The organism is Brevundimonas fontaquae, from assembly GCF_017086445.1.
Lineage (GTDB): Bacteria > Pseudomonadota > Alphaproteobacteria > Caulobacterales > Caulobacteraceae > Brevundimonas > Brevundimonas fontaquae.
Map to the genome: position 1 here is coordinate 313,468 of NZ_CP070968.1, position 26,068 is coordinate 339,535.

Below are 26,068 nucleotides of genomic sequence, written 5' to 3' on the forward strand. Positions count from 1 at the left end.
TGCAAAGACGAGCGAGGCCCGCTCAAAGGGAGCTGTGCAGACTTTGCCTCTGCTTGTGCGGGACGTCCGTCGCCGTCGCGCCCCGCTTTTGCGCATCATGAATCCCGTTTTGCCTAGAATTGTTTCGACAGCGATACGAAGGTGCGCCAGCCTTTGTCCGGTTCGTTGTAGGGCGCGCGTGACAGGGGTTTGGCGAATTCGATACGGAGGGTGGTCTTGCGGTCGAAGGTGATCCGCGAGCCGAAACCGGCTGAGGACAGGTGTTCCGACCAATCCCTGCCGGGAGTCTTGTTCCAGACCTTGGCGGTGTCGAAGAAGGCGAAGGCCTGGGCGAAGGAAATCAGGTCGCCCTTCGGGTCATAGCCGACCCGAGCCTCGATCATGCCGGCGACGGCCTTGTCGCCGCTGGTCGCGCCATAGTTATACGCCCGGCCATAGGTCGGACCGCCCACGAAGAACTCTTCGGAGCTGAGCAGGGAATCGTCCGACCACTGTCCTGCGGCCTCCACATAGACGCCGACATATTTGCTCAGGTCTCGGTAACCGCTGACCTGGGCGTTGACCTTCACGAATTCGCCGGTCGCATCATAGCGCGTGTTCAGCGGAGACCGCTGGGTCGTCGCCCCAAAAGCGTCGAGGCCCTTGGACAGCTGAATCGAGCCTGCGACCCAGCCTGGGCTATAGCGACGTTGCGCCGCCACCGAGACGCGCGCCACGGTCAAGGTCTCGTCGGAGCGGCCGGTCGCAGAGTAGTTTTGTTCGACGCGGCGCACATCCAGTCCGGCGTTCAGCCAGAGGTTCTTGTCTCGCGAACGGATGAGGGGGTGCGAAAGAGTGACGGAGGCCATGCGGCTGCTGCCGCCGATCCAGCCCGAGGCATTCTGGATCGGCGCGTCCGTCTCATAACCCGAGACGCCGAAACGAAGGCGGCCTCCACCCGGCGCAACGACGGAGTAGGACGCATCAACATAGGTCAGTTCCTTGGGCCGCTCCGGAACGGTCAGGACGCCCAGCGTCATCTGATCGCCTTGCGTGAAGGTCGAGTTGCGGGCGCCGGACAGGTAGACCTGCCACGGGCCTTGGTTTTCGGAACCGCGATTGTCGACATAGACGCCGGCGCTGCCCGAGGTCATTTGCGTCTCGACCACAAGCCGGTGTTGCGCCGGGTCGCCGATGACGGGTTCGATGCGACTGGTCAGCTTGATCCCCGGAACGTCGGACGCCAGCGACAGACGGCGATCCAGTTCGCCGATGGTCAGGGGGCGTTGGTTCACCAACGGCTTCAGGATCGGTTCGACCGCCCGGGCGCCCTCACCGGTCAGTTGCAGTTCCGATATATAGCCCTCGAACACCACGATGCGGGCGGCGCCGATCGTCGGATCGGTCTCGGCGACCACGGCGCGGGTCAGAAAATAGCCGTCGTTGCGATAGCGGGCCGTAATCGCATTCGCGGATTGCACCAAATCATCGACCGAGACGCGGCGCGCCAGCTGCTGGTCATAGGTGTCGGCCAGATCGGCGAGAGGATAGGCGCTGACACCCTGGATCAACATGCTGGTCAGGACAAGGCAACCGGCGCAGCCGCCGTCTGCTGAGGCGCTCGGCTCCGCATCGGCGCGAACCTGGCCCGCCGCCGCCACGGTCAGCACCGCGACCATACCGAAGAGGATCGCCGCCGTCCTTAACCATGCAGTATTGAAAATGTGACGCACGCGGTTCTCCAACTAGAGAACGTCATCTACGCAACGGGACTGAAAATCCTGTTAATATAGCGAGTTAAGAGCTTGGCAGGCATGCACTGATATCAGGTCGGGCAAAATATCATGTCAGGATCCTGTGATGGCTCATCGGTACGCGGTCTTCTTCGCCGTCCTATTCTTCTTCGTGCGTTACCCTACTCAGGCGCTTGCTGATGAATGGCGGGTCCGAGAAGTCTCTGGCGTTGTTCGCGTGGCCATACCCGCGCGTCCCGTCGCCAACGGCTCGGTCGGGCTGGTATTACCGACGGGAACCAGCGTCACCACGGGCGGAAACGGCCGTGCGCTGATCACGAATGGGCAGCAACGGGTCGTGGTAGGACCGAACAGTCGCACCACCCTCGCGCCGGAAGCTGGAGGCATGACACGGGTCTTGCAGGACCTGGGCTCGGCCCTGTTCCAGGTCGACCGGCAACGCCAACCCCACTTCCGCGTGGAGACGCCGCTGTTGGCCGCCGTCGTCAAGGGGACGACGTTTACAGTGACCGTCGATCCCATGGGCGACCGTGTGCATGTGGCCGAAGGTCTTGTAGAAGTGCGCTCCAACAGCGGCAATGCGGTCAGCGACGTCGCAGCGGGCGCGACCGCCCTGGTTCCCCGCCAGCAACCGACCAGTGTCGAGGTTTCGGCGCCGGCTGCAGCCGTTCCCTCCGAAACAGCGCCGGTGGCGGCGCCGAGCCTCGATTATGAGACCCTGACTGACGGGCTGGTCCAGAACCCGCCAGCGACCACGCCCGCAGCGACCTCGACAACCGCCGCGACGGCCGTCACGCCGACCCCGTCTACATCGCCTGCAAGCAGCGGTGCAGGCACATCCACAACGACAACCGCGACATCTAACGCACCCGGTGCAAGCGGATCGACGCCGCCATCCAACGGAAGCGCTATTGGAACGCCAGGCACGGTCGGAGCGCCCGGCGGCGGGAACGGCGCAGCCGTCGGTGCGGGCAACCCCGGCAACGGCAATCCCGGCAACGGCAACCCCGGTTCGGGCAACCCTGGAAGCGGCAATCCTGGTTCGGGCAATCCCGGCAACGGAAACCCCGGCTCCGGTAATCCGGGCAACGGCAATCCCGGTTCGGGCAACCCTGGCGCAGGTGATCCCGGCAACGGCAACCCTGGCTCAGGCAACCCTGGAAACGGCAATCCTGGTTCGGGCAATCCCGGCAACGGAAACCCTGGCTCAGGCAACCCTGGAAACGGCAACCCCGGTTCGGGCAACCCTGGTGCCGGTAATCCTGGAAACGGCAATCCTGGTTCGGGCAATCCCGGTAACGGAAACCCCGGCTCCGGTAATCCGGGCAACGGCAATCCCGGTTCGGGAAACCCTGGCGCAGGTGATCCCGGCAACGGCAACCCTGGCTCAGGCAACCCTGGAAACGGCAACCCCGGTTCGGGCAATCCCGGCAACGGAAACCCCGGCGCCGGTAATCCGGGCAACGGCAATCCCGGTTCGGGAAACCCTGGAAACGGCAACCCCGGCTCGGGCAATCCTGGAAACGGCAATCCTGGTTCGGGCAATCCCGGCAACGGAAACCCCGGCGCCGGTAATCCGGGCAACGGAAACCCCGGCTCGGGCAATCCCGGAAACGGCAATCCTGGTTCGGGCAATCCTGGAAACGGCAATCCTGGTTCGGGCAATCCCGGCAACGGAAACCCCGGCTCGGGCAATCCCGGAAACGGCAACCCCGGCTCCGGTAATCCCGGCAACGGCAACCCTGGTTCGGGCAATCCCGGCAACGGAAACCCCGGCTCCGGTAATCCGGGCAACGGCAATCCCGGTTCCGGCGATCCGGGCAAGGGCAACCCCGGTTCGGGCAATCCTGGAAACGGCAATCCCGGTTCCGGCGATCCGGGCAAGGGCGAACCTGGTTCGGGCAATCCTGGAAACGGCAACCCCGGCTCCGGCAATCCGGGCAACGGCAATCCCGGTTCGGGCAACCCAGGCGCCGGTGATCCCGGCAACGGCAACCCTGGCTCAGGCAACCCTGGAAACGGCAACCCCGGTTCGGGCAATCCTGGAAACGGCAACCCGGGCTCCGGCGATCCGGGCAACGGAAACCCCGGCTCCGGCAATCCGGGCAAGGGCGAACCTGGCTCGGGCAATCCCGGAAACGGCAACCCCGGCTCCGGTAATCCGGGCAACGGCAATCCTGGTTCGGGCAACCCTGGAAAGCCCGGTCTTCCCAGCGTCCCTGGGATTCCCAGCATCCCCGGTGTTCCGAGCATCCCCGGCATTCCCAGCGTCCCTGGTGTTCCCAGCTTCCCCGGCATGCCGGGTAACGGCAATCCCGGCTCCGGTGATCCGGGCAAGGGTGGTCCAGGGCCTCAGAAGCCGTGACCATGCGCGCTGATCTTGCTCGGCGTCGGCGTCAGCTGTCTGCGGTCATCTGGTGCGGATTGATCCTGCTGGCGACGGCGATGGGCATGCTGGCTAACGCTTATCGGCCCATCGACGACGTCGTCGCCTCTGCGCGGTTCTCGATCCTGCCGAGGGCCGCCAGCCAGACGCTGACGGTCGTGGAGATCGACTCCAGGAGCCTGACTGCCGCCAAAGCCTGGCCCTGGGATCGGCGGCGATATGCTCAAGCGATCGACAATCTGATGGCGGCAGGGGCGACCCTGGTGGCTGTCGACGTCGATTTCAGCGCGCCGTCGAATCCGGCCTCGGATCAGGCGCTGGCGGCTGCGGTGTCGCGTCACCCTGGTCAGGTGGCTTTGGCGACGTTCGAGCAGATGGAGTCTTACGGCGCCGGTGAGACGCGCAGATCAGGCAATCGTCCGATCGGGCCTTTGCTGAACGATGCTCTGCTCGCCTCGGTCAATGTGCCGGTCGATGCAGATGGACGCGTACGCCACTATTCTTACGGCGCTTCGGACGAGGCGCCGCCATCGGTCGCGGCCCTGCTGGCAGACGCTCCGGCACGTCAGGGCGCCTTCACCGTCGATTTTGGGATCAAGCAGAAGTCGATCCCGCATCTCAGTTTCGAGGACGTCTATCGCGGCCGCTTCGACCCTTCGCTCGTGCGGGGGAAAAAGATCCTCCTGGGGGCCACGGCGCTGGAGCTGGGCGACGAGTTCGCCACGCCTATCGGGCTCTTGCCCGGCGTCATCATTCACGCCCTCGCCTATGAGAGCATCGCTGACGGACGGGCCTTGATGAGCCTCAGCCCGCTGGCCCTGCTGATCCTTTGTGTGGTCCTTATCGCTGCGCTCCAGCCTGCCAGAAGCGGGGGAACGGCGCTGCGGCGGCTGGTTATGCGCCATGTCGCGATCGCCGCCCTGATCATTGTCCTGCCGGTCCTGCTCCAGGCCTGGGCGCCAATCAGCATCGACATCGCCGCCCTTCTCGGGACGCAGATTCTGATGGCGATCTGGGCGACGCGGGTCGAACTCTCCCGTCAGGCCCAGGCCATCATCCAGGCGCGCGAGGCGAGCCTGCTTCATCTAGCCATGCACGAGCCCGAGACGGGGCTTCCCAATCGCCGCGCCCTGTTGACGGACATCGATGAGACGATCGCCAAAGCTGAACTCAGTGTCGCTGTGTTCGCCGTCGGCGTGGATCGTCATGCGGAGATGCGAGGGGTCGTCGGTTACGACGTCGCCAACACGCTGATGGTCCAGCTTGCCGAGCGTCTGGCCGAGCTCGCCGATGTCGACTTGGTCGCGCAGATTTCGTCGTCGGTGCTCGCCTTTGCGCGCGCCGATCTGTCCGCCGATCTACAAGTCGCCCTAGCCCGATCGCTTCGCGCCGTGGAGACGACCTTTGTCGTCGAGGGCCAGCCGCTGGATCTGTTCGTTCGCATCGGCAGCGCGTCTCAAGAGCCCGGCTCGGCCAGCGGCGACGCCCTGATCGAGCGGGCGACGACGGCCCTCAATCAGGCCGATCTCTCGGAAGATCGTACGGTGCTTTATGACAAGGCGACCTTCGTCGATCCCGACAACAACCTCGCCCTGATGTCCGAGCTTCGCGACGCCCTGCGCACGAATGAGGTCAGTCTGCATTACCAGCCCAAGCGCAAGACGTCGGACGGCACGACGGCGTCTGTCGAGGCGCTCTGCCGCTGGCATCATCCGGTTCGCGGCCGGATCGGGCCGGACCTGTTCATCCCCATCGCCGAACAGACGGGCCAGATCCGGGCCCTGACGGAGTGGAGCATCGTCAAGGCGATCGAGGATCAGGCGGCAATGCGGGCCAGGGGCGTTCATATAGCGATCGCCCTGAACGTCTCGGGACGTCTCCTCGTAGACCAAGCGTTCCGGACGCGCGCGCTTCAGCTGATCGAGGGCTGCGACGCCGATCTGATCTTCGAAATCACCGAAACCGCCGTCATCGAGAACCCGAAGATCGCGGCCCAGGCGATCGCGGCCTATCGGGCCGCCGGGGTGAGGATTTCGATCGACGACTACGGAGCAGGTCTGTCTTCGCTCAGCTATCTGAAGATGCTGAACGCCGACGAGTTGAAGATCGACCGATCCCTGATCCTCGATGTGGTCGAGAGCGCGCGCGATCGCCTGATCATCAAGTCAACGGTCGATCTGGCGCATGGGCTGGGGATGACAGTGGTCTCCGAAGGCGTTGAAACTGCAGAAGTCTTCGACACCCTGGCCGCCCTGGGATGCGATACGATCCAGGGCTATTGGGTCTCAAGGCCGCTGCCGTTTGCGGACTTGGTGGATTTCATGTTGCGCAGCGACGCAGAATCCAGGCTGGCGCTAGCGCGTTAATCGGCAGAGGACGATGGCGCGGGTCGTAAGCGTTGGAGGCGGCGCGCTTCTCGTTTGCACCTCGTCGAGCTGAGTTGTTCCGTGGCCGCTGGCCGCTGGCCGCAGGTTGCTACGGCTCGGCCTCTGTCAGCATTCTAAAGTCCAGCGCTGCACGTCTCCGCATACAGGCTGTGCCAGCCTCCCCTCTCAGCGCATCATGTTCTTCCAGCGTCGCCGACTGACGCTTCTTAACGACAGGGGCGGCCATCACCCCGATATAAAATCGTCGTCGGGTTCTTGATTGCATAAAGCCTATGTGACGTTATCTCGTAACAAGTCACTTCCTCCCAGGCTGAGAGTTTTTCCATGCGTCCCTCAAGCGTCTCGCGATCCCTGCTCATGGCGGCGGCAGGCTCCACGATTCTGGCAGGCGCCGCCGCCGCGCAGTCCGCTCCGCAAGCCCCGGCGGAGTTGGGCGATATCATCGTCACCGGCGCACCCTATGGCATCAGCCAGCGGGCCTCGGTGATCGCGACGGACGTCGTGGACGAACAGACCCTGGCCACGGCGCCGGCGGCCTCGCTCGGCGATATGCTGAGCGGGCGTCCGGGCATCCGTTCGACCGACTTTGCGCCTGGCGCCAGCCGGCCCGTCATTCGCGGCCTCAGCGGGCCGCGCGTCCAGGTGCTGACCAACGGTATCGGCCTGATCGACGCGAGCTCTGTCTCGCCCGACCACGCCGTGGCCACCGATCCGGCCGAGGCCAATCGTATCGAGATCATCCGCGGGCCCGCGACCCTGGTCTATGGCGGCTCGGCCATCGGCGGCGTGGTCAATGTTCTGGACGATCGCATCCCCACCGAAATCCCCGAGGGCGGCGTGTCCGGCGTGGTCTCCACCCAGGCTTCCAGCGTCGATGACGGCCGCAGCGCCTTCGGACGCGTGACCGTCGGCGGTGGAAACTTCGCCTTCAACGTCGATGGGGTGAAGCGCAAGACCGACGACTATGACATCCCCGCCCCGGCCATTTCCGCCAGGCGCGCCGCCGCCGAAGGCCTTGCGCGCGAGGACACCGGAACCCAGCCCAACAGCTATACCGACCTGGAAGCCTGGGGCGTCGGCGGTTCCTACATCGGCGACAAGGGCTTCGCCGGCGTCTCCTATAAGAACACCGACAGCGAATACGGCACGGTCGCCGAGGAATCGGTCTTCATCAAGCTGAACCAGAAGCGGTGGGACGCGCGCGGCGAATACCGTTTCGACAGCGGGCCCTTCTCGGCCCTTCGCGGCTCCTACGGCCATGCCGACTACACCCACACCGAGTTCGAGGCCGTGGGCGAGCCGGGCACGATCTTCAACTCCGATGGCTGGGAAGGCCGTGCGGACTTGGTCCAGCGCGAACGCAACGGCTGGAACGGCGCCGTCGGGGTTCAGGCCCTGTCGCGTAACTTCGAAGCGATCGGCGAGGAGGCCTTCGTGCCCAGCGTCAAAATCGACGAACTGGGCCTCTATACAGTGCAGCGTCTGGACCTCGGCAACCATGGCTTCGAGGGCGGCCTGCGCTATGACCGGCGCGAACTCAGCGGCACGCCCATCGGGGGCGCAAGCGAAGTCACGCGCGAGTTCGACAACTGGTCGGCGTCCGCCGCCGCCTTCATCCGCCCGACCGCGGGCCTGTTCCTGGGCCTCAGCCTGGCCCACAATGAACGCGCGCCCAGCGAGGTCGAACTGTTCGCCGACGGCGTCCACATCGCCACCGCCGCCTACGAGACCGGCGACCTGACGCTGAACTCCGAGAAGGTGACGACGCTGGAGGGGACCGCCCACTATGACCGCGGCCGATTCACCGGCGACCTGCACGTCTATCACTCTTGGTATAACGGCTTCATCGACGAACGGCCGACGGGCGACCAGTTCTATTTCGAGGAAGAGGACGAGTTCTTCCCCATCTATCGGTTCGTCCAGACCGACGCGAAATTCTATGGCTTCGAGCTGGAAGGCGCCTATGCGCTTTGGCAGGACGGCGATCGCAAACTGTCGCTGGAAGGCGCGGCCGACTATGTCCACGCCCAGACGGGCTTCGGTCCGGCCGCGCGGATCCCGCCCTACTCCGTGACCGGACGTCTGGCTTGGACATCGACCAGGTTCGACGCCAGCGCCGAGGTTCGCCACGTCGGAGAACAGGACCGCGTCGCCAACGCGTTCGAACTGCCGACCGAAGACTACACCCTAGTCAACGCTTCGGTCGCGGTCCGCCCCTTCGCCCAGCAGAACGTCACCCTGTTCGCCGAGGCGCGGAACCTGACGGACGAGGAAGCCCGCGAACACGTGTCCTTCCTCAAGGATATCGCCCCTCTGCCGGGGCGCAACCTTCGGGTCGGCGTCGCCTACCGCTTCTGACGAACATCGAGAGCCTTCGGCGCAGCCTTGGTTGCGCCGAAGGCTCACACGCGTCGGCGAACGCGAACCGCCTCCGTGCGTTGATCGCCCATGACCGACAAAGAACCCCGCAAAGTCCCGATTGGCTACGAAGACCGGCCCGACAAGCCGACACGCGGCGCCTTTCGCATCACGGCCCTCGCCATAGCGGCCGCAGCCGTCGTCTTCCTGACGCTGATCGCTGTCGTCGTCATACGAAGCGGCGGGATTTAGTCGCGTTCCCGCAGCGGGCCGAGTTGCTGTTAAGAACAGCTCGCTCGGTCTCTCCCTGAGACGCCTAAACTTTTCGCAATAGGCGTGCCTGGCGTCAGCAAAGCGCAGTGAGTAGCCATCACTGACCGCTAAAGCACCACCTACGAAGCGTGTTTGAATATACGCTTCCTGATCGCTCACTTCATGCGGTCTCGCCTTTGGTGGACGTGATCTCCATGCATGACAGGCCAGTCGCTTCGCTGTTCACCTCGCTCAAATCTAGAAGGCGATGCTTTCTGAGGCTATAAGGATATCCTTATGTGTTTCTTGACTTCGGCGCCGGGTGCGCGTCTCATGAAAAGGTCGAGGTTCTGCGCGTCGCTTCCGGGCGATGCGGAGCTAAGAGGGAAGCCGGTGTGATGCCGGCGCTGCCCCCGCAACTGTGAGCGGCGAGCCGAAGGTCCATTTCGTGTCACTGACGTCTTCGGACGTTGGGAAGGCCGGACCTGAAGCCGTGACCCGTGAGCCAGGAGACCTGCCCCGACAGATAACGTCCTCCGGCGGGGTGTCCGGTCAGGCCGCATGAACGCCGCGACGGGACGACTGCGCGCGAGCGGTCGCGCGTCCCTGTCCGCTGTCTCGCCACAGCATCAACGGCAGAGACCATGGCGAGCAGCGACTTCACCTTCAGGATCAAGCGGACTGCGCTCGACGAAGACTATCGTCCCGCCGAGACGACCAGGATCACCACCAATTTCGCCAATCTGGCGCGAGGCGAGAGCCGCCGAGACAATCTGCGCAACACCCTGCGGATGATCGACAATCGCTTCAACTCGCTGGCGCATCACGACAATCCGAGGGGCGATCGCTACGCGCTGGAGCTTCAAATCGTCTCGGTCGAGATGAGCCTTTGCTCGGAGCGCGACGACGCCTTTCCCCTGATCGAAATCCTTCAAACGACGATCATCGACAGGGAGACGCGCCGGCGGATCGATGGGATCGTGGGCAATAATTTCTCCTCCTACGTTCGCGACTACGACTTCAGCGTGGTTCTGCCCGAACACCTGAAGGCGCATCCGAACGGCGGCGTGCCGGACGATTTCGGCGATCTGCACGGCAAGCTGTTCCGGCACTTTCTGGCGTCGGGCGCCTATCGCGACAACTTCGCCAAGCCGCCGATCATCTGCCTCAGCGTCTCAAGCAACAAGACCTATCATCGCACCGGCTTCGACCATCCCGTGTTGGGCCTGGAATACGCCAACGACGCCTTCTCGCCGACCGACCGGTATTTTGAGAAGATGGGGATGAAGGTTCGCTACTTCATGCCACCGGGCAGCGTGGCGCCGTTCGCCCTGTACCATATCGGCGACCTGACCGGCGGCTACACCGACCTCGAACTGGCCAGCACCATCGCCACGATGGAGACCTTCCAGAAGATCTATCGGCCCGAAATCTACAACGCCAACTCCCCGGCGACCGAGCAGTATCAGCCCAGCCTGAAGGCGCAGGACTATTCGCTGACCCGCATCGTCTACGACCGCGACGAGCGTAGTCGGCTGGCCGTCGAGCAGGGCCGTTTCGTCGAGGAGCGGTTCATCAAGCCGCACCGCGCCCGTCTCGATCAATGGTCGGCCGCCTTCGCCGCCGCCTGATCAGTTTCCAGATTTCAGAGCCTCCCCGCATGAAAACCCTTCTCCCGACCTCGACCGCCGGCAGCCTGCCCAAACCCGTCTGGCTGGCCGAGCCCGAGACGCTCTGGTCGCCCTGGAAGCTGCAAGGCGATGAACTGATCGAGGCCAAACAGGACGCCCTGCGCCTGTCGCTCGACGATCAACGCCGGGCCGGCATCGACATCGTCAGCGACGGCGAACAGACCCGCCAGCATTTCGTCACGACCTTCATCGAACACCTCGACGGCGTCGATTTCGAGAACCGCAAGACCATGCGAATCCGCAATCGCTATGACGCCAGCGTCCCGGTGGTCGTGGGCGCCGTCAGCCGTCCGAAATCGGTCTTCGTCGAGGACGCCAAGTTCCTGCGAGCCCAGACCGACCAGCCGATCAAATGGGCCCTGCCAGGGCCGATGACGATGATCGACACCCTGTATGACGACCATTACGGCAGCCGCGAAAAACTGGCCTGGGAGTTCGCCAAAATCCTCAATGAGGAGGCCCGCGAACTGGAGGCCGCCGGCGTCGACATCGTCCAGTTCGACGAGCCCGCCTTCAACGTCTTCTTCGACGAGGTGAACGACTGGGGCGTGGCGACCCTGGAGAAGGCGGCCGAGGGACTGAGGTGCGAAACGGCGGTCCACATCTGCTACGGCTACGGCATCAAGGCCAACACCGACTGGAAGAAGACGCTCGGCTCGGAATGGCGGCAGTACGAAGAGGCCTTCCCCAAGCTTCGGACCTCCAGCATCGACATCATCTCGCTCGAAGCCCAGAACGCGCGCGTGCCGATGGATCTGATCGAACTGATCCGGGGCAAGAAGGTGATGGTCGGCGCCATCGATGTCGCAACCGACACGATCGAAACGCCCGAAGAGGTGGCCGACACGCTGCGTAAGGCGCTTCAGTTCGTGGACGCCGACAAACTCTATCCGGCCACCAACTGCGGCATGGCGCCCCTGTCGCGCCGGGTCGCCAACGGCAAGCTGCGCGCCTTGAGCGCCGGCGCCGAGATCGTGCGCGAGGAAATGTCCCGCGACCTCTACTACGGCGCGGAAAGGTCCAAGTCGTGAGGGTTCGCCTGATCGACATGGTGTTCCCCGGCGACGCCAATCACCATGGCACCCTGTTCGGCGGGGTTGGTCTGGCCCATCTCGACAAGGTCGCCTTTCTGGCCGCGAGCCGTCATGCACGACGGGCCGTGGTGACGGCCGGATGCGAACGAATCGACTTCGCCGCCCCGGCCCGGATCGGCGAGATGGTCGAGGCGGTCGGCCGCGTCGTTCGGATCGGGCGGTCCTCGCTGGGCGTCGAAGTCGAATTGCACGCCGAAAGCCTGTTGACCGGCGAGCGCCGCCTGTGCACGCGCGGAGCCTTCAACATGGTCTCCTTGAGGCCGGCGGGCGATGATCATCCATTGGCGCCGCTCGATGAGGCAGGCGAAGCGGACGACGGCTGGCTCAGGACCGCAGAGATGGTCTTTCCCGGCACGACCAACCACTACGGCACCCTGTTCGGCGGCGACGCGCTCAAGCTCATGGGCAAGGCCGCCTTCGTCACGGCGACCCGCCATGCGCGCGAAGTCATGGTCATGGCCGCGACCAACCGCATCGATTTCAAGGCCCCGATCGACGGCGGCGACATGGTCGAACTGGTTTCGCGCGTGAAGATGGTCGGGCGCAACTCCCTCTCGGTCGAGGTGCAACTCTGGGCCGAACGCCTCCTGACAGGAGAAAGGCGACGCTCGGCCACGGCCGAGTTCGTCATGGTGGCCGTCGATAGCAACGGGCGGCCGATACCTGCGAAGGCCCTAAACCTCGTCGACGACGTCAAAGCGACCGGCTGAGATCTCCGCCGTCGTGCGGCAGTCGAGCTTCGGTGTAAATCATCCCCCGTCCCGCCTGGAGACATTGCTGAGACGTCGGTCCGCGAGCCTGCGGAAACGACATCTCAGCACCTGCGGATCAGAACCGCTTGGTCAGTTGCACGCCGTAGGTGCGCGGCTCGTTGACGAAGGCGGTCAGGTTGTTGAAGTCGATGGCGCCGATCACATTCTCTTCGTCCGTCAAGTTGCGGACGTAGGCGGCGGCCTCGATACCGCGCGACAGATCACGCCAGCCTGCGCGCAGCCCACCTTCGAAATGCGTGTCCTGCATGAACTCGACCGATTCATAGAGGAACAGGTTGAAGTTCTTCTGCATGACCCAGTCGGTCGAGGCAAACAGCTCCGTGTCAGCCCCCAGCGGCCTGACGTAGTTCAGCGTCAGGTTGGCGGTGTATTCCGGCGCCTGGGGGAAGGGATTGCCGTCGATGGCGGCGCGACGGGTGGCGCCCACCATGACGATGGGATCGGTCACGGTGCAGTTGGAGCCGCAGACGGCGACCAGCAGGTCCTTGTCCTTGATCTCGGTATGGTTCCAGGCGCCGCCGGCCGCCAGGCTGAAGCCCGCGCCCAGATCGATGTCTCCGTCCAGCTCCAGGCCGTATCCCTCGCCCTTCTTGGCGTTGATCAGGCGGTTGGAGTTGTCCGCGCCGCCGATGGCGGTGAACTGCATGTCGCTGACTTCATAGACATAGGCGGTGGCGTTGAAGCGCGCCCGGCCGTCCATCATCCGCGCCTTCAGACCCGTTTCGTAGGACATGACGGTTTCGGAGTTCGCCGTCGTCAGGACCGGCAGGTTGCGGCCCTGGATCGACGGGCCGCGATAGCCCTTGGCCACGCGGGCGAACAGGTTCAGGTCGTCGTTCACCTGATAGACCGCGCTGACGTCCCCGCTGACCTGCTGGTCCCCGACCGACACGGCGCCCTGGCCGCCAACGGGCGTTCCGACCACGATCCGGCCGTTGTAGTGGCGATTGTCATCGGTGTAGCGCAGACCCGCCGTCACCTTCAGCGCCTCGGTCACCTTGTAGCTGCCTTGGCCGAAGATCGACCAGGAATCGGATTTCTGCACGATATCGGTGATCTTGGTTGGGATCAGACCGCCAACGCCGTTGAACGTGCCGCTGACCAGGTTGAAGCGCTCGTCCCAATAGAAGGCCCCCACCTGCCAGCCGACCCGCCCGTCGCCGTTCGAGGCCAGGCGAAGCTCGTAGGTGTTCTGCAGCAGGTCGCTGGACAGGGTGCCGGTCTCGGAGTTGAACGGGGTCTTGTAGGAAGCGGTCGCCGGGGCGGTGGCCACGCCGCCGTCGATATCGCCGTCGCCCTGGGACCAGCCCTGATAAGAGCCGACTATGCCGGTCAGGGTCGCGGGACCGAAGTCATAGGCCACCCTCAACGATTCGGACGTCGTCTTCTGCTTCTGGAAGTTGTTGCGGCCGCCGTCGTAATAGACGGTGTCGCGGTCGAAGTTGTCGTTCAGCTTGTTGGAGCCCTTGGTCAGGGCGTTGGCGCGGTTCATTGTGCCCGTGCCGTCATAATCGCGGGCCTGCAGCGTCAGCAGGGTCGATAGCCGATCAGTCGGCGTCCAGGCGACATGGACGCGCGCGGCCAGATCGTCGAAGCCCCCCAGATCATCCTTGTCGGGATTGGCGAACGACGGATTATAGGCATTGTTCACCCAGTCGTCGCGATGGTTCCACAGGATGGCGCCGCGCACCTGAAGCGTGTCCGACGCCGGAAGGGTGACGGCCGCCTCGGCCCGGGTCGAACCCAGGTTGCCATAGGTCACCGAGCCGAAGCCGGTGAAGTCGTCCGACGGCTTGACGGTGTCGATCTTGACCACGCCTGCGGGCGTGTTGCGGCCGAACAGCGTACCCTGCGGACCGCGCAGCACTTCCAGCTGCTGCACGTCGAACAGGGGGAAGCCCTTCAGATAGACGCTCTCCAGCACGACGTCGTCCAGCACGACCGACACCGGCTGCGAGGCGGTGAAGTCGAAATCCACATTGCCCAGGCCGCGAATGTAGAAGCGCGGCGCGTAACGGCCGTTGGAGCTCTCGACCTGCAGGCTGGGCACGCGGCCCGACAGCGACAGGATGTCGGCGCCGCCGGCCGAAACCTCCTGCAGCGTCTGGGTGTTCAGGGCGGTGACGGCGAACGGCACGTCGCGGATGTTCTCGCTGCGGCGCTGGGCCGTGACCACGATGTCGTCGACGCCGGAGGGCTCAACGGCGGAGTCCGTCGTTTGGGCGAGAACCGAGCCTGCGCTCAACAGGGCGATGCCGCTGACGGTGGCGGCCAGAAGGGCTTGGCGAAGCATGGTCGAGATTTCCTTGGCGACAGGGGGAGGACTTGTCGCGCGACGCCGTAAAGCTTCACAGCCATTGCCGCCAGTGCAGAGCGGACCTGTTTCTTGAACCTTTGAAGACGCGGCCACACCCGTGTGACAATCTGTCTTTGGGCGGGGGCTGCAGGGTGCGGCGCCATTGTGCCGGGGCGCCCGAAATGCGAACCTGAACAGCTGCGTGAGTTCGCTCCGCACGTCCTCCTCGACATCGTTTGGATCGCGTATGCCTCTCGTCACGCTCTCCCGTCGCCGGCTGCTTCAACTCGCCGGGGCGACGGCGATCACGCCAGGGCTGATCGGCATGAAGCCTGCGCAGGTGATCGGCCGCGTGCTCGCCGTGTCGGACATGCACTCGGCCTATGAGCGAACCGCGCAGTTGCTGGGCGCCTTCGAGACCGAAGTCCGCGCCAACCCGGTCCCGCACGTCATCGCCATTGACGGCGACATCTTCGAACACGGAAATGTCGTCGCCGCGCGGTCTGGCGGCGTGGTCGACTGGGCCTTTCTGGCGGCCTTGCCGGCCATCGCGCCCACCGTGTTCAACCTGGGCAATCACGACAACGACTTGACCCCCGACCTGGCTGACGTCGTTGCGCGCTTGAAGGGTCTGGGGATCCATGTTGTCAGCAACATCGGCGATACGCGCACGGGCTCCGGCTATGCAGACCCGTCCGCGAGCCTGCCTTTCGGCCGCCGTTCGCTGCGGGTCGTAGGCCTGGCGACCAATGCGCTGACCACCTATCCCAAGGCGTCTCGCGAGCAGTTGTCGATCCCCGCCGCCGCCGACTGGGCGAGCGCCAATCTCGCCGGGGCTCTGGCCGGGGGCGATCTGGTCATGGTCATGAGCCACGCCGGGGTGACCGCGGACCGGGATATCCTGCCGCTGCTGCCGGACGGCAGCCTGATGATCGGCGGTCACAACCATCTGCTGTTCCAGCACAGACAGGGCCGCAGCGCCTATGTCCACACCGGTTCCTGGACTGCGGCCTATACGGCAGCCGAGTTTCTGTCAGACGGCTCGGTCACGGCCCAGTCGCGCGCCGTCGCGCGGGACGCCCCCGCCTCTCCTGCGTTGGCGGACCTGATCGCCGCGACTCTCGCCGCCAATCTGACCGACGAGGAACGAACCATTCTCGGAAAAAGCCCTCGCGCCCTTTCGCTGGGCGATACGGGTCGGCGTGTCGCCGCCGGACTGGCCCAGGCGGCCGGCGCCGACGCCGGCTTTATCGGCCACACCACCCTGGGGACCGGCGTCCCCGCCGGGCCGGTCAGCCGCTATGATTTTGATTCCATCGTCCGCTTTGACGGCAAGCTGATGATCGCCACGGTGTCACGCGCAGAGTTGGAACGCGTCATGGCTCGCGCCAATCAGGACCGCGCAATGCCCCTGGCCGACCGTAACGGTGACTTCCTCTATGCGGCGGTGGTTTCACCGAAAGCCGATCACGTTCGCATCGCCACAACCCACTGGTGCGCTATGAACCAAGGGGAATATTTCGGCGTAACGGGCCTTCGTTTCGAAGCGGTCGCTGAAGGGACCGTGAAACGCGCTGCAGCCGCCGCGCTCTTGAAGGTTTGAGCGCGCAGCCGCCACATACCTGGCCGCTGCCTGCAACCTGCCGGTTGGGCGGGGCAGATTTCACACGATGCCTTTGTAGCGGCGCCGATTTTGCTGCGTTTCACGCCTTTGTACGAGGGATACGGTTCGCAAATCGAGGGTAGATGTTGGGCAGCAAAAAGCCGCTGGATCGATGATCCCGCGGCTTTTTGTTATTTTGGGTGCGGGAGTAGGATTTGAACCTACGACCTTCAGGTTATGAGCCTGACGAGCTACCGGGCTGCTCCATCCCGCGGCAAACGGTAGTGTATCGAGAAGGAAGAACGGATCGAGAAGGACCGCGATTGCGGTTTTTGTTCATCATCGGCTGTCCGCCTGGTAGACCCGGCGGCGACCTACTCTCCCGCGCCTTGAGACGAAGTACCATTGGCTCTGGAGGGCTTAACGACCGAGTTCGGAATGGGATCGGGTGGGGAACCTCCGACATAGCCACCAGGTCAACCAGGGGGACAGCGGATGATGAGAAGACATTGTCTGAGATTGCTCTGGTCAAGGAGCAATCATCGAATGAGTTTTGCTGAGAAACGATCAAACCGATCGGATTATTAGTACCAGTAAGCTTCATGGGTCGCCCCACTTCCACACCTGGCCTATCAACGTGGTAGTCTTCCACGATCCTCAGCGAAGCCTTGTTTTGAGGTTAGTTTCCCGCTTAGATGCTTTCAGCGGTTATCTATTCCATACTTAGCTACCCTGCTGCACAGCTGGCGCCATGACAGGTACACCAGAGGTATGTCCATCCCGGTCCTCTCGTACTAGGGACAGATCCTCTCAAGCTTCGAACACCCACGGCAGATAGGGACCAAACTGTCTCACGACGTTCTGAACCCAGCTCACGTACCACTTTAAATGGCGAACAGCCATACCCTTGGGACCTGCTCCAGCCCCAGGATGTGATGAGCCGACATCGAGGTGCCAAACTTTGCCGTCGATATGGACTCTTGGGCAAAATCAGCCTGTTATCCCTAGAGTACCTTTTATCCGTTGAGCGATGGCCCTTCCACTCGGGACCACCGGATCACTATGGCCGACTTTCGTCTCTGCTCGACTTGTCAGTCTCGCAGTCAGGCGGGCTTATGCCATTGCACTCGACGACCGATTTCCGACCGGTCTGAGCCCACCATCGCGCGCCTCCGTTACACTTTAGGAGGCGACCGCCCCAGTCAAACTACCCACCACGCCATGTCCCGGGACCGGATAACGGCCCTCGGTTAGACGTCAACGACAGTAAGGGTGGTATTTCAAGGACGACTCCACCAGAGCTGGCGCCCCGGTTTCATAGTCTCCCACCTATCCTACACATACGGTCGCTAACGCCAAGGCGAAGCTATAGTAAAGGTTCATAGGGTCTTTCCGTCTGACCGCGGGAACCCCGCATCTTCACGGGGAATTCAATTTCACTGAGCCTATGCTGGAGACAGTGGGGAAGTCGTTACGCCATTCGTGCAGGTCGGAACTTACCCGACAAGGAATTTCGCTACCTTAGGACCGTTATAGTTACGGCCGCCGTTTACCTGGGCTTCAGTTCGACGCTTTCACATCTCCCTTTAACCTTCAGGCACCGGGCAGGCGTCAGACCCTATACGTCGCATTGCTGCTTCGCAGAGCCCTGTGTTTTTGCTAAACAGTCGCTACCCCCTGGCTTGTGCCACTCAGTCCTGCTTGCGCAAGGTGAGTCACGCTTATTCCGAAGTTACGCGTGCAATTTGCCGAGTTCCTTCAGCATAGTTCTCTCAAACGCCTTGGTATGCTCTACCTGACCACCTGTGTCGGTTTCGGGTACGGTCTCTGCTGGAGTTATTTCCTGGGACAACGCCCCCGCACACACAATCCAATAAGTGGGTACGAGTTAAGCCATCCGTCACTTCCAGCTGGTGCAGGAATATTTACCTGCTTCCCATCGACTACGCTTTTCAGCCTCGCCTTAGGGGCCGACTAACCCTGCGCAGATTAGCTTTACGCAGGAACCCTTGGTCTTTCGGCGAGAGTGTCTCTCACACTCTTATCGTTACTCATGTCAGCATTCTCACTTCCGATACCTCCAGCCAGGCTCACGCCTGACCTTCACCGGCCTACGGAACGCTCCGCTACCGCTTGCAGTAAACTGCAAACCCATATCTTCGGCGCACGGCTTGAGCCCCGTTACATTTTCCGCGCAGGATCGCTTGATCAGTGAGCTGTTACGCTTTCTTTAAAGGATGGCTGCTTCTAAGCCAACCTCCTGATTGTCAAAGCAATCCCACATCGTTTCCCACTTAGCCGTGACTTGGGGGCCTTAGATGATGGTTAGGGTTGTTTCCCTTTTCACGACGGACGTTAGCACCCGCCGTGTGTCTGCCCGATAGTTCTCTTGGGTATTCGGAGTTTGGTTAGTATTGGTACCGCTCGCGCAGCCCGCAACCATCCAGTGCTCTACCCCCCAAGGAATTCGTCGGACGCTCTACCTAAATAGATTTCGCGGAGAACCAGCTATGTCCAGGTTTGATTGGCCTTTCACCCCTATCCACAAGTCATCCCAGAATTTTTCAACATTCACGGGTTCGGTCCTCCAGTTGGTGTTACCCAACCTTCAACCTGCTCATGGATAGATCACCTGGTTTCGGGTCGTCATACGTCGAACTTAGCGCCCTATTCAGACTCGCTTTCGCTGCGCCTACACCTAACGGCTTAAGCTTGCTCGACACATGAAGTCGCTGACCCATTATACAAAAGGTACGCCGTCACCGCGCTTGGCGGCTCCGACTGCTTGTAGGCTTCCGATTTCAGGATCTGTTTCACTCCCCTTGTCGGGGTGCTTTTCACCTTTCCCTCACGGTACTTGTTCACTATCGGTCGTAGAGGAGTACTTAGGCTTGGAGGGTGGTCCCCCCATGTTCAGACAGGATTTCACGTGTCCCGCCCTACTCGAGTCTCTTGCTGTTTGATGACTACGGGGCTTTCACCCACTATGGCCGACCTTTCCAGATCGTTCGTCTTTATTTCACAAGAGCACTGGCCTGGTCCCGGTTCGCTCGCCACTACTACGGGAGTCTCGGTTGATGTCCTTTCCTCCGGGTACTGAGATGTTTCAGTTCCCCGGGTTCGCTTAATGAAGCCTATGTATTCAGCTCATTATACCTTTCAACAATCCGCCAATCGCTGCCCCGAAGAGCAGAGTTGGAAGACTGTAAAGGTGGGTTTCCCCATTCGGAAATAACCGGATCAAAGGGTGCTAGCGCCTCCCCGGTTCTTATCGCAGCTTGCCACGTCCTTCATCGCCTCTCTACGCCAAGGCATCCGTCAGAAGCCCTTCAACGTTTGATCGTTTCTCAGCAAAACTCATGCTTGGTTTATTCCGCCCGACTGGAAAGATGCCGGGGGACCAAGCCTGATTTTTGTCAGACAATGTCTTCTTCTCGAACAGAGACCTCAAAGCTCAGGGGAGCCGGTCACGTTCTTCCTTTACGATATCAATGCCAGCCGGCGAGCGCCGACGGGCAATTCTTGATGCGATCACAAGATCCTGGTGGAGCCAGACGGAGTCGAACCGACGACATCCTGCTTGCAAAGCAGGCGCTCTACCAACTGAGCTATGGCCCCATTCCATCAGGAATAGTGCGAAGCCCAGGAGAGCTGTCGGCGATGCCGTCTTGAGGCTGAGAACCCCCAGCGAACCAGAAGTCCTGGTAGGCCCGGGCAGACTCGAACTGCCGACCTTACGCTTATCAGGCGTACGCTCTAACCACCTGAGCTACGGGCCTATGGCAGCGACAGCCGGGTCATAGACACCCAGGCTCGCGATCGCGTCACCAACTCAACGACCCGTATGGTCGAGGCGTCGATGACGAAAGTGGAAAGAGAAACGGAGACGGCGGCGTTCCGCCGTTTGTGCCTAGCGCTATCGCATTGCTGCTTGAGCGCATCAGCTATTGGAGCCTCAATAGACAGTCTCGTGAGAGACGGCCTGGAGAAGCATCCTTAGAAAGGAGGTGATCCAGCCGCAGGTTCCCCTACGGCTACCTTGTTACGACTTCACCCCAGTCGCTGACCCTACCGTGGTCGCCTGCCTCCTTGCGGTCAGCGCAGCGCCTTCGGGTAGAACCAACTCCCATGGTGTGACGGGCGGTGTGTACAAGGCCCGGGAACGTATTCACCGCGGCATGCTGATCCGCGATTACTAGCGATTCCAACTTCATGCCCTCGAGTTGCAGAGGACAATCCGAACTGAGACGACTTTTAAGGATTAACCCTCTGTAGTCGCCATTGTAGCACGTGTGTAGCCCACCCTGTAAGGGCCATGAGGACTTGACGTCATCCCCACCTTCCTCCGGCTTAGCACCGGCAGTCCCATTAGAGTTCCCAACTAAATGATGGCAACTAATGGCGAGGGTTGCGCTCGTTGCGGGACTTAACCCAACATCTCACGACACGAGCTGACGACAGCCATGCAGCACCTGTGTCCTAGTCCCCGAAGGGAAAGCCAGATCTCTCTGGCGGTCCAGGCATGTCAAAAGGTGGTAAGGTTCTGCGCGTTGCTTCGAATTAAACCACATGCTCCACCGCTTGTGCGGGCCCCCGTCAATTCCTTTGAGTTTTAATCTTGCGACCGTACTCCCCAGGCGGATTGCTTAATGCGTTAGCTGCGTCACCGAAATGCATGCATCCCGACAACTAGCAATCATCGTTTACGGCGTGGACTACCAGGGTATCTAATCCTGTTTGCTCCCCACGCTTTCGAGCCTCAGCGTCAGTAATGAGCCAGTGTGTCGCCTTCGCCACTGGTGTTCTTCCGAATATCTACGAATTTCACCTCTACACTCGGAGTTCCACACACCTCTCTCATACTCAAGACACCCAGTATCAAAGGCAATTCCGAGGTTGAGCCCCGGGATTTCACCCCTGACTTAAATGTCCGCCTACGCTCCCTTTACGCCCAGTAATTCCGAGCAACGCTAGCCCCCTTCGTATTACCGCGGCTGCTGGCACGAAGTTAGCCGGGGCTTCTTCTCCGGGTACCGTCATTATCGTCCCCGGTGAAAGAATTTTACAATCCTAAGACCTTCATCATTCACGCGGCATGGCTGCGTCAGGCTTTCGCCCATTGCGCAAGATTCCCCACTGCTGCCTCCCGTAGGAGTTTGGGCCGTGTCTCAGTCCCAATGTGGCTGATCATCCTCTCAGACCAGCTACTGATCGTCGCCTTGGTGAGCCTTTACCTCACCAACTAGCTAATCAGACGCGGGCCGCTCTAAAGGCGATAAATCTTTCCCCCGAAGGGCACATTCGGTATTAGCACAAGTTTCCCTGAGTTATTCCGAACCTAAAGGCACGTTCCCACGTGTTACTCACCCGTCCGCCACTAACTCCGAAGAGTTCGTTCGACTTGCATGTGTTAGGCCTGCCGCCAGCGTTCGCTCTGAGCCAGGATCAAACTCTCAGGTTGAGTTGACTTCTGACCTAAGCATCGGACCGACCGAAGTCGTCCTTGGCATTAGTTCTACGTATTTTATTGACGAGTTCCCACGTCATCGATCCGAAGACCGACGCATGGTATCTTTTCAAAAAGACCGCAGATAGTCAGTGTCGTATGATGACCTCTAGGGTCATCGCAAGAACACCGCCGCCTGCGTTTCTCTTTCCAAATCAACAATGTCAAAGACCTGGAACCTCCGAAGAGGTCCGACCGTTTAGCGCCGTGTCGTCGGCGGAGGCGGCGATTTAGAGAACCGCAAACCCCGTGTCAACCGCTCTTTTCAGAGATCTTTCGGAGAGAAGAGCGAACCCTTCAGACCGCAAGAAACCACCGGAGGAAAGCGAGGCCTACCTCTAAAAACCCGTCGGCGATTCGATTGGAGCGCGGAACCTAGTGAAACCAACCGATGAAAGCAAGAAGTTTTTCAACTCTTTCTTCCGTGGGACCTTGGAGATTTTCATCCCCGCCGCCCCGTCGGCCAGCCCGTTTCCGAGCGAGGCGGCTCTATACGGAGAGGCGGATTTGTCAGCAAGCGGATTCTGACAGTCCGGGGGAAGTTTCTCGCAGACTCATGATCGTCGATCAAGAATCGCAGTCTTCAAGTCTAGCTGGGGTCCGCAAATCCAGGCGTTTCGCCTTCTCATGCCCCGCCGAGACGCGACATCAGCTCTGGATCCTGCTCTGAGGCCGCGACCTCATCATCGAAGGCGCGTTGGGCGCCCGGCTCTTCCGAGAAGATCGCAGGCTCGGACAGCCGCAGGCTTGAGACCCTATAGACATCGCCCTTCTGCTCGAGCGTGACGCCGCTACGGGCGTGGAGGATGCGGGCGTCCATCGTCATTGGGCTGGTCTCCTGTTCCGATGCAGAACGCACCAATCGGCCGGATGGCTCTCCTCAATCGCCAGAAAGACCGTCGACGAGGCGCGAGCGCAGCTCTTCGTCATCCAGTCCCTGCACGACGATCATTTTCGAGCGCGACTGTCCGCCGCGTCCCACGCTGATCGACGACTTCGGCACGCCAAGGCTTTTGGCCAGCAGCCGGATTAGGGCGTCGTTGGCCTCTCCCTCGATCGGACGGGCGCGGACGCGCACCTTGAGCACGCGTCGTCCCTCGGCGTCGGCCGCCCAGCCATCAATGCGATCGGCCGCAGCGCCGGGCTGCAGCCTTATGGGCAAGTTCGCCATGCCGTCCTCTACGGGCAAGAAAAAGGGCGCGGCTCCGATCGGCGCCGCGCCCTGTTCCGTATCGATTCGACCTGGGCCTCAGCCCAGGGCGGCCATCAGTTCCGGCACCACCGTCTTGTAGTCGCCGACCAGACCATAGTCCGCGACCTGGAAGATCGGGGCGTCCGCATCCTTGTTGATGGCGACGATGGTCTTGGAGTCCTTCATCCCGGCCAGGTGCTGAATGGCGCCCGAGATGCCGATGGCGATGTAGAGCGCCGGGGCGACCACCTTGCCGGTCTGACCGACCTGATAGTCGTTGGGCGCATAGCCGGCGTCGACCGCTGCGCGCGAGGCGCCGATGGCGGCGCCCAGCTTGTCGGCGAGCGGCTCCATCACGGCATGGAACTCGTCCGCCGAGCCCAGGGCGCGACCGCCCGAGACGATGATCTTGGCGGCGCCCAGTTCGGGCCGGTCCGACTTGACCATTTCTTCGGACACGAAGGCCGTCTTGGGCGCATCGGCGCCGGCGACGCTCTCGACCGGGGCCGAACCGCCCTCAGCCGCGGCGGCGAAGGCGGTCGGGCGCACCGTGATCACCTTCTTGGCGTCGGCAGACTGGATCGTCTCCAGCGCATTGCCGGCATAGATGGGGCGCACGAAGGTGTCGGCCGACACCACCTCGATGATGTCCGAGATCGGCGCGACGTCCAGCTTGGCGGCCAGACGCGGGGCGAAGTTCTTCCCGTCCGTGGTCGCAGGCGTCAGGATGGCGTCGTAGCTCCCGGCCAGCGGCAGGACGGTCGCCTCGACCGCCTCAGCCAGCATCTTGCCCAGACCGGCGCTATCAGCCAGCAGCACCTTGCGGACGCCCGCGATCTTGGCGGCGCTATCGGCGGCGGCCTGCGCCCCCTGCCCCAGGACCAGGACGTCCACATCGGACGACAGGCCCAGCGCGGCTGTCACGGTCTTGTGGGTGGTGTCGCGAACGGTCGAACCGTCGTGATCGGCGATGACGAGGACAGCCATATTACAGCGCTCCCGCAGACTTGAGCTTGGAAACCAGTTCGGCCGCATCGGCCACCTTGACGCCGGCCGACCGTTTGGGCGGCTCGGTGACCTTGATGACCTTCAGACGGTCGGCGACATCGACGCCGTAATCGGCGACCGCCTTCATGGCGATCTCCTTCTTCTTGGCCTTCATGATGTTCGGCAGGGAGGCGTAGCGCGGCGTGTTCAGCCGCAGGTCCACCGTCACCACCGCCGGCAGTTCGGCGGCGATCGTCTGCAGGCCGCCATCGACCTCGCGCGTGACCGTGGCTTTTCCGCCGTCGATCGCCAGTTTCCCGGCGAAGGTCGCCTGGGGCCAGTCCAGCAGGGCGGCCAGCATCTGGCCGACCGCATTGTTGTCGCCGTCGATCGACTGTTTGCCCATCAGGACCAGATCGGGCTTTTCTTCCTCGACCACCGCCTTCAGCAGCTTGGCGACCGCCAGCGGCTCGAGATCCGTGTCCGACTGGATCAGCAGACCCCGATCCGCGCCCATGGCCAGCGCCGTGCGGATGGTTTCCTGCGCCTGGGTGACGCCGATTGAGACCACGACGATTTCCGTCGCGGTGCCGGCGGCATGGTGTTCCTTGCCTTCCTTCAGACGAACCGCCTCTTCGACGGCGATCTCGTCGAAGGGGTTCATGCTCATCTTGACGTTGGCCAGATCGACGCCCGACTGATCCGCCTTGACGCGGGCCTTGACGTTATAGTCGATCACCCGTTTGACGGGGACGAGTACCTTCATGGGTCTATCCGTGAAATCGCCTGAATGTGTGGGCAGGACATGGAGCGGTCGCGAAGGCCTGTCAACGTAACGCGGGGTCAAGCTGCGGCTTCGATCCCTATCCAACGGACCACGAGATGAAGCGTTTCCTGACCTTTCCCCGCCTGGCGATGATCTTCTTCGGCCTGTTCGGCATCACCGTCGTCGGGATTTTCGCCTTGCAGGACTACTGGGTCGCGCCCGGCAAACGCTGCGAGGCGGCGGGCAAATGGTACGATATGGAAAGCCGCATCTGCGCCCAGCCCATCTCCATCGCCCAGATCACCGGCCGTCCCAATGGCGTGTCGCGCGCCGAGGCTTCGGCCGAGAAGAACCGCGAGCTGGTTCGGATCGAACAGGATCTCGCCGCCCAGAGCCGCGCCCGCGCCGCAGAGGCCGAGCGTCAGAAAGCCGCACTGGCGGCGGCGCGTCCCGCCGCCTGACCGGTTTCGCCTAGCGGGTCGCGCCGGGCTTCCATTTGATGTCGCTGGCCCCGTTGGCGTTGGCGCGCCGCGCGGCGACGAACAGATGGTCGGACAGGCGGTTCAGATATTTGACCGCCTCGACATTCACGGCCTCGCCGTTCTCGATCAGACGCACCGCCTCGCGTTCGGCCCGTCGGCAGACGGTGCGCGCGACATGCAGATGGGCCGACAAGGGCGCGCCGCCCGGCAGGATGAAGCTGTCGAGCGCCTTCAGGCTCTCGTTCATCCAGTCGATTTCCTGCTCCAGCCGCGCAACCTGGCTCTCGACGATGCGCAGGGCCTCCCAGGCCGGCGGCGGGTCCAGAGGCGTGGCCAGATCGGCGCCCAGGTCGAACAGCTCATTCTGAATCCGACCCAGCATGGCGTCGATCCGGTCGTTCTGACCGCTGTTCAGCCGGGCGACCCCGATCACCGCGTTCAGCTCATCCACCGCTCCATAGGCCTCGACCCGGGCATCGCTCTTGGACACCGGCGCGCCAGACGCCAGCCGCGTGCGACCGTCATCACCCGTGCGAGTGTAGATCTTGTTCAGCGTCACCAT

At 62.5% G+C, this 26,068-nt stretch carries 16 protein-coding genes, 3 tRNA genes, 3 rRNA genes and 1 riboswitch; of the genes, 9 read left to right on the forward strand and 13 right to left on the reverse strand.

What is annotated here, in order from left to right:
* Positions 1-113: 113 nt before the first annotated feature.
* Positions 114-1,712, reverse strand: a complete 1,599-nt coding sequence (locus JX001_RS01510) for a ShlB/FhaC/HecB family hemolysin secretion/activation protein (RefSeq protein WP_205682003.1) — start codon at positions 1,710-1,712, stop codon at positions 114-116.
* A 127-nt stretch (positions 1,713-1,839) separates the two neighbouring features.
* Between JX001_RS01510 and JX001_RS01515 the strand changes: the two genes are divergently transcribed.
* The 7 genes from JX001_RS01515 (at position 1,840) to JX001_RS01545 (ending at position 12,611) form a co-directional block, all read left to right on the forward strand.
* Positions 1,840-4,098: a FecR domain-containing protein gene (locus JX001_RS01515; RefSeq protein ID WP_205682004.1), complete on the forward strand. Its 2,259-nt coding sequence runs from the start codon at positions 1,840-1,842 to the stop codon at positions 4,096-4,098.
* A 2-nt stretch (positions 4,099-4,100) separates the two neighbouring features.
* Entirely contained in the window at positions 4,101-6,485 is a 2,385-nt protein-coding gene (locus JX001_RS01520) for a putative bifunctional diguanylate cyclase/phosphodiesterase (RefSeq protein WP_205682005.1), read from the forward strand.
* Positions 6,486-6,830: 345 nt separating this feature from the next.
* Entirely contained in the window at positions 6,831-8,864 is a 2,034-nt protein-coding gene (locus JX001_RS01525; protein ID WP_205682006.1) for a TonB-dependent receptor, read from the forward strand.
* Between the two features lie 90 nt (positions 8,865-8,954).
* Positions 8,955-9,116, forward strand: coding sequence for a hypothetical protein (locus JX001_RS01530; protein ID WP_156363283.1), 162 nt, complete (start codon positions 8,955-8,957; stop codon positions 9,114-9,116).
* A gap of 328 nt (positions 9,117-9,444) precedes the next feature.
* A riboswitch (cobalamin riboswitch) is annotated at positions 9,445-9,652 on the forward strand.
* A gap of 108 nt (positions 9,653-9,760) precedes the next feature.
* Positions 9,761-10,747, forward strand: a complete 987-nt coding sequence (locus tag JX001_RS01535) for a DUF1852 domain-containing protein (RefSeq protein ID WP_205682007.1) — start codon at positions 9,761-9,763, stop codon at positions 10,745-10,747.
* A gap of 29 nt (positions 10,748-10,776) precedes the next feature.
* Positions 10,777-11,838, forward strand: a complete 1,062-nt coding sequence (locus JX001_RS01540; protein ID WP_205682008.1) for a methionine synthase — start codon at positions 10,777-10,779, stop codon at positions 11,836-11,838.
* A complete protein-coding gene (locus tag JX001_RS01545; protein WP_241004707.1) occupies positions 11,835-12,611 on the forward strand; it encodes an acyl-CoA thioesterase in 777 nt (258 codons plus the stop codon). The genes JX001_RS01540 and JX001_RS01545 overlap by 4 nt, the downstream gene beginning before the upstream one ends.
* Positions 12,612-12,729: 118 nt before the next feature.
* Here JX001_RS01545 and JX001_RS01550 read toward each other — a convergent pair whose 3' ends face one another.
* Positions 12,730-14,967, reverse strand: coding sequence for a TonB-dependent receptor (locus JX001_RS01550; RefSeq protein WP_205682009.1), 2,238 nt, complete (start codon positions 14,965-14,967; stop codon positions 12,730-12,732).
* 250 nt (positions 14,968-15,217) lie between these two features.
* On the opposite strand from JX001_RS01550, the gene JX001_RS01555 reads away from it, so the two are divergent.
* Positions 15,218-16,573 carry a metallophosphoesterase gene (locus tag JX001_RS01555; protein ID WP_205682010.1) on the forward strand — a complete coding sequence of 452 codons (1,356 nt, stop codon included), beginning with the start codon at positions 15,218-15,220 and terminating at the stop codon, positions 16,571-16,573.
* A 197-nt stretch (positions 16,574-16,770) separates the two neighbouring features.
* On the opposite strand, the gene JX001_RS01560 is transcribed toward JX001_RS01555, so the two are convergent.
* From JX001_RS01560 to JX001_RS01605, 10 genes are all read right to left on the reverse strand, one after another.
* A tRNA-Met gene (locus JX001_RS01560) sits at positions 16,771-16,847 on the reverse strand.
* Between the two features lie 87 nt (positions 16,848-16,934).
* Positions 16,935-17,049 (reverse strand): 5S ribosomal RNA (rrf, locus tag JX001_RS01565).
* Positions 17,050-17,136: 87 nt separating this feature from the next.
* Positions 17,137-19,915: ribosomal RNA gene (locus tag JX001_RS01570) — 23S ribosomal RNA — on the reverse strand.
* Positions 19,916-20,115: 200 nt separating this feature from the next.
* Positions 20,116-20,191 (reverse strand) — tRNA-Ala (locus JX001_RS01575).
* Positions 20,192-20,275: 84 nt separating this feature from the next.
* Positions 20,276-20,352 (reverse strand) — tRNA-Ile (locus tag JX001_RS01580).
* A 221-nt stretch (positions 20,353-20,573) separates the two neighbouring features.
* Positions 20,574-22,034 (reverse strand): 16S ribosomal RNA (locus JX001_RS01585).
* Together the 16S, 23S and 5S rRNA genes with 3 tRNA genes alongside form the textbook arrangement of a ribosomal RNA operon.
* 670 nt (positions 22,035-22,704) lie before the next feature.
* Positions 22,705-22,905, reverse strand: a complete 201-nt coding sequence (locus JX001_RS01590) for a hypothetical protein (protein ID WP_205682011.1) — start codon at positions 22,903-22,905, stop codon at positions 22,705-22,707.
* Positions 22,906-22,959: 54 nt separating this feature from the next.
* A complete protein-coding gene (locus JX001_RS01595) occupies positions 22,960-23,250 on the reverse strand; it encodes a DUF167 domain-containing protein (protein WP_205682012.1) in 291 nt (96 codons plus the stop codon).
* A gap of 78 nt (positions 23,251-23,328) precedes the next feature.
* Positions 23,329-24,258, reverse strand: coding sequence for an electron transfer flavoprotein subunit alpha/FixB family protein (locus JX001_RS01600; protein ID WP_205682013.1), 930 nt, complete (start codon positions 24,256-24,258; stop codon positions 23,329-23,331).
* A 1-nt stretch (position 24,259) separates the two neighbouring features.
* On the reverse strand, positions 24,260-25,024 hold the full coding sequence (locus JX001_RS01605; protein ID WP_112863023.1) for an electron transfer flavoprotein subunit beta/FixA family protein: 765 nt from the start codon (positions 25,022-25,024) through the stop codon (positions 24,260-24,262).
* Between the two features lie 116 nt (positions 25,025-25,140).
* Here JX001_RS01605 and JX001_RS01610 point away from each other — a divergent pair, with 116 nt between their 5' ends.
* Positions 25,141-25,485: a hypothetical protein gene (locus tag JX001_RS01610; RefSeq protein WP_055755047.1), complete on the forward strand. Its 345-nt coding sequence runs from the start codon at positions 25,141-25,143 to the stop codon at positions 25,483-25,485.
* A gap of 10 nt (positions 25,486-25,495) precedes the next feature.
* Here JX001_RS01610 and JX001_RS01615 read toward each other — a convergent pair whose 3' ends face one another.
* Positions 25,496-26,068, reverse strand: a complete 573-nt coding sequence (locus JX001_RS01615; RefSeq protein WP_039246607.1) for a cob(I)yrinic acid a,c-diamide adenosyltransferase — start codon at positions 26,066-26,068, stop codon at positions 25,496-25,498.

Coding starts and splice junctions, on each gene's coding strand:
- JX001_RS01515 (WP_205682004.1), top strand. CDS start 1,840: ATGGCTCATCGGTACGCGGTCTTCTTCGCCGTCCTATTCTTCTTCGTG.
- JX001_RS01520 (WP_205682005.1), top strand. CDS start 4,101: ATGCGCGCTGATCTTGCTCGGCGTCGGCGTCAGCTGTCTGCGGTCATC.
- JX001_RS01525 (WP_205682006.1), top strand. CDS start 6,831: ATGCGTCCCTCAAGCGTCTCGCGATCCCTGCTCATGGCGGCGGCAGGC.
- JX001_RS01530 (WP_156363283.1), top strand. CDS start 8,955: ATGACCGACAAAGAACCCCGCAAAGTCCCGATTGGCTACGAAGACCGG.
- JX001_RS01535 (WP_205682007.1), top strand. CDS start 9,761: ATGGCGAGCAGCGACTTCACCTTCAGGATCAAGCGGACTGCGCTCGAC.
- JX001_RS01540 (WP_205682008.1), top strand. CDS start 10,777: ATGAAAACCCTTCTCCCGACCTCGACCGCCGGCAGCCTGCCCAAACCC.
- JX001_RS01550 (WP_205682009.1), bottom strand. CDS start 14,967: ATGCTTCGCCAAGCCCTTCTGGCCGCCACCGTCAGCGGCATCGCCCTG.
- JX001_RS01555 (WP_205682010.1), top strand. CDS start 15,218: ATGCCTCTCGTCACGCTCTCCCGTCGCCGGCTGCTTCAACTCGCCGGG.
- JX001_RS01590 (WP_205682011.1), bottom strand. CDS start 22,905: ATGACGATGGACGCCCGCATCCTCCACGCCCGTAGCGGCGTCACGCTC.
- JX001_RS01595 (WP_205682012.1), bottom strand. CDS start 23,250: ATGGCGAACTTGCCCATAAGGCTGCAGCCCGGCGCTGCGGCCGATCGC.
- JX001_RS01600 (WP_205682013.1), bottom strand. CDS start 24,258: ATGGCTGTCCTCGTCATCGCCGATCACGACGGTTCGACCGTTCGCGAC.
- JX001_RS01605 (WP_112863023.1), bottom strand. CDS start 25,024: ATGAAGGTACTCGTCCCCGTCAAACGGGTGATCGACTATAACGTCAAG.
- JX001_RS01610 (WP_055755047.1), top strand. CDS start 25,141: ATGAAGCGTTTCCTGACCTTTCCCCGCCTGGCGATGATCTTCTTCGGC.
- JX001_RS01615 (WP_039246607.1), bottom strand. CDS start 26,068: ATGGTGACGCTGAACAAGATCTACACTCGCACGGGTGATGACGGTCGC.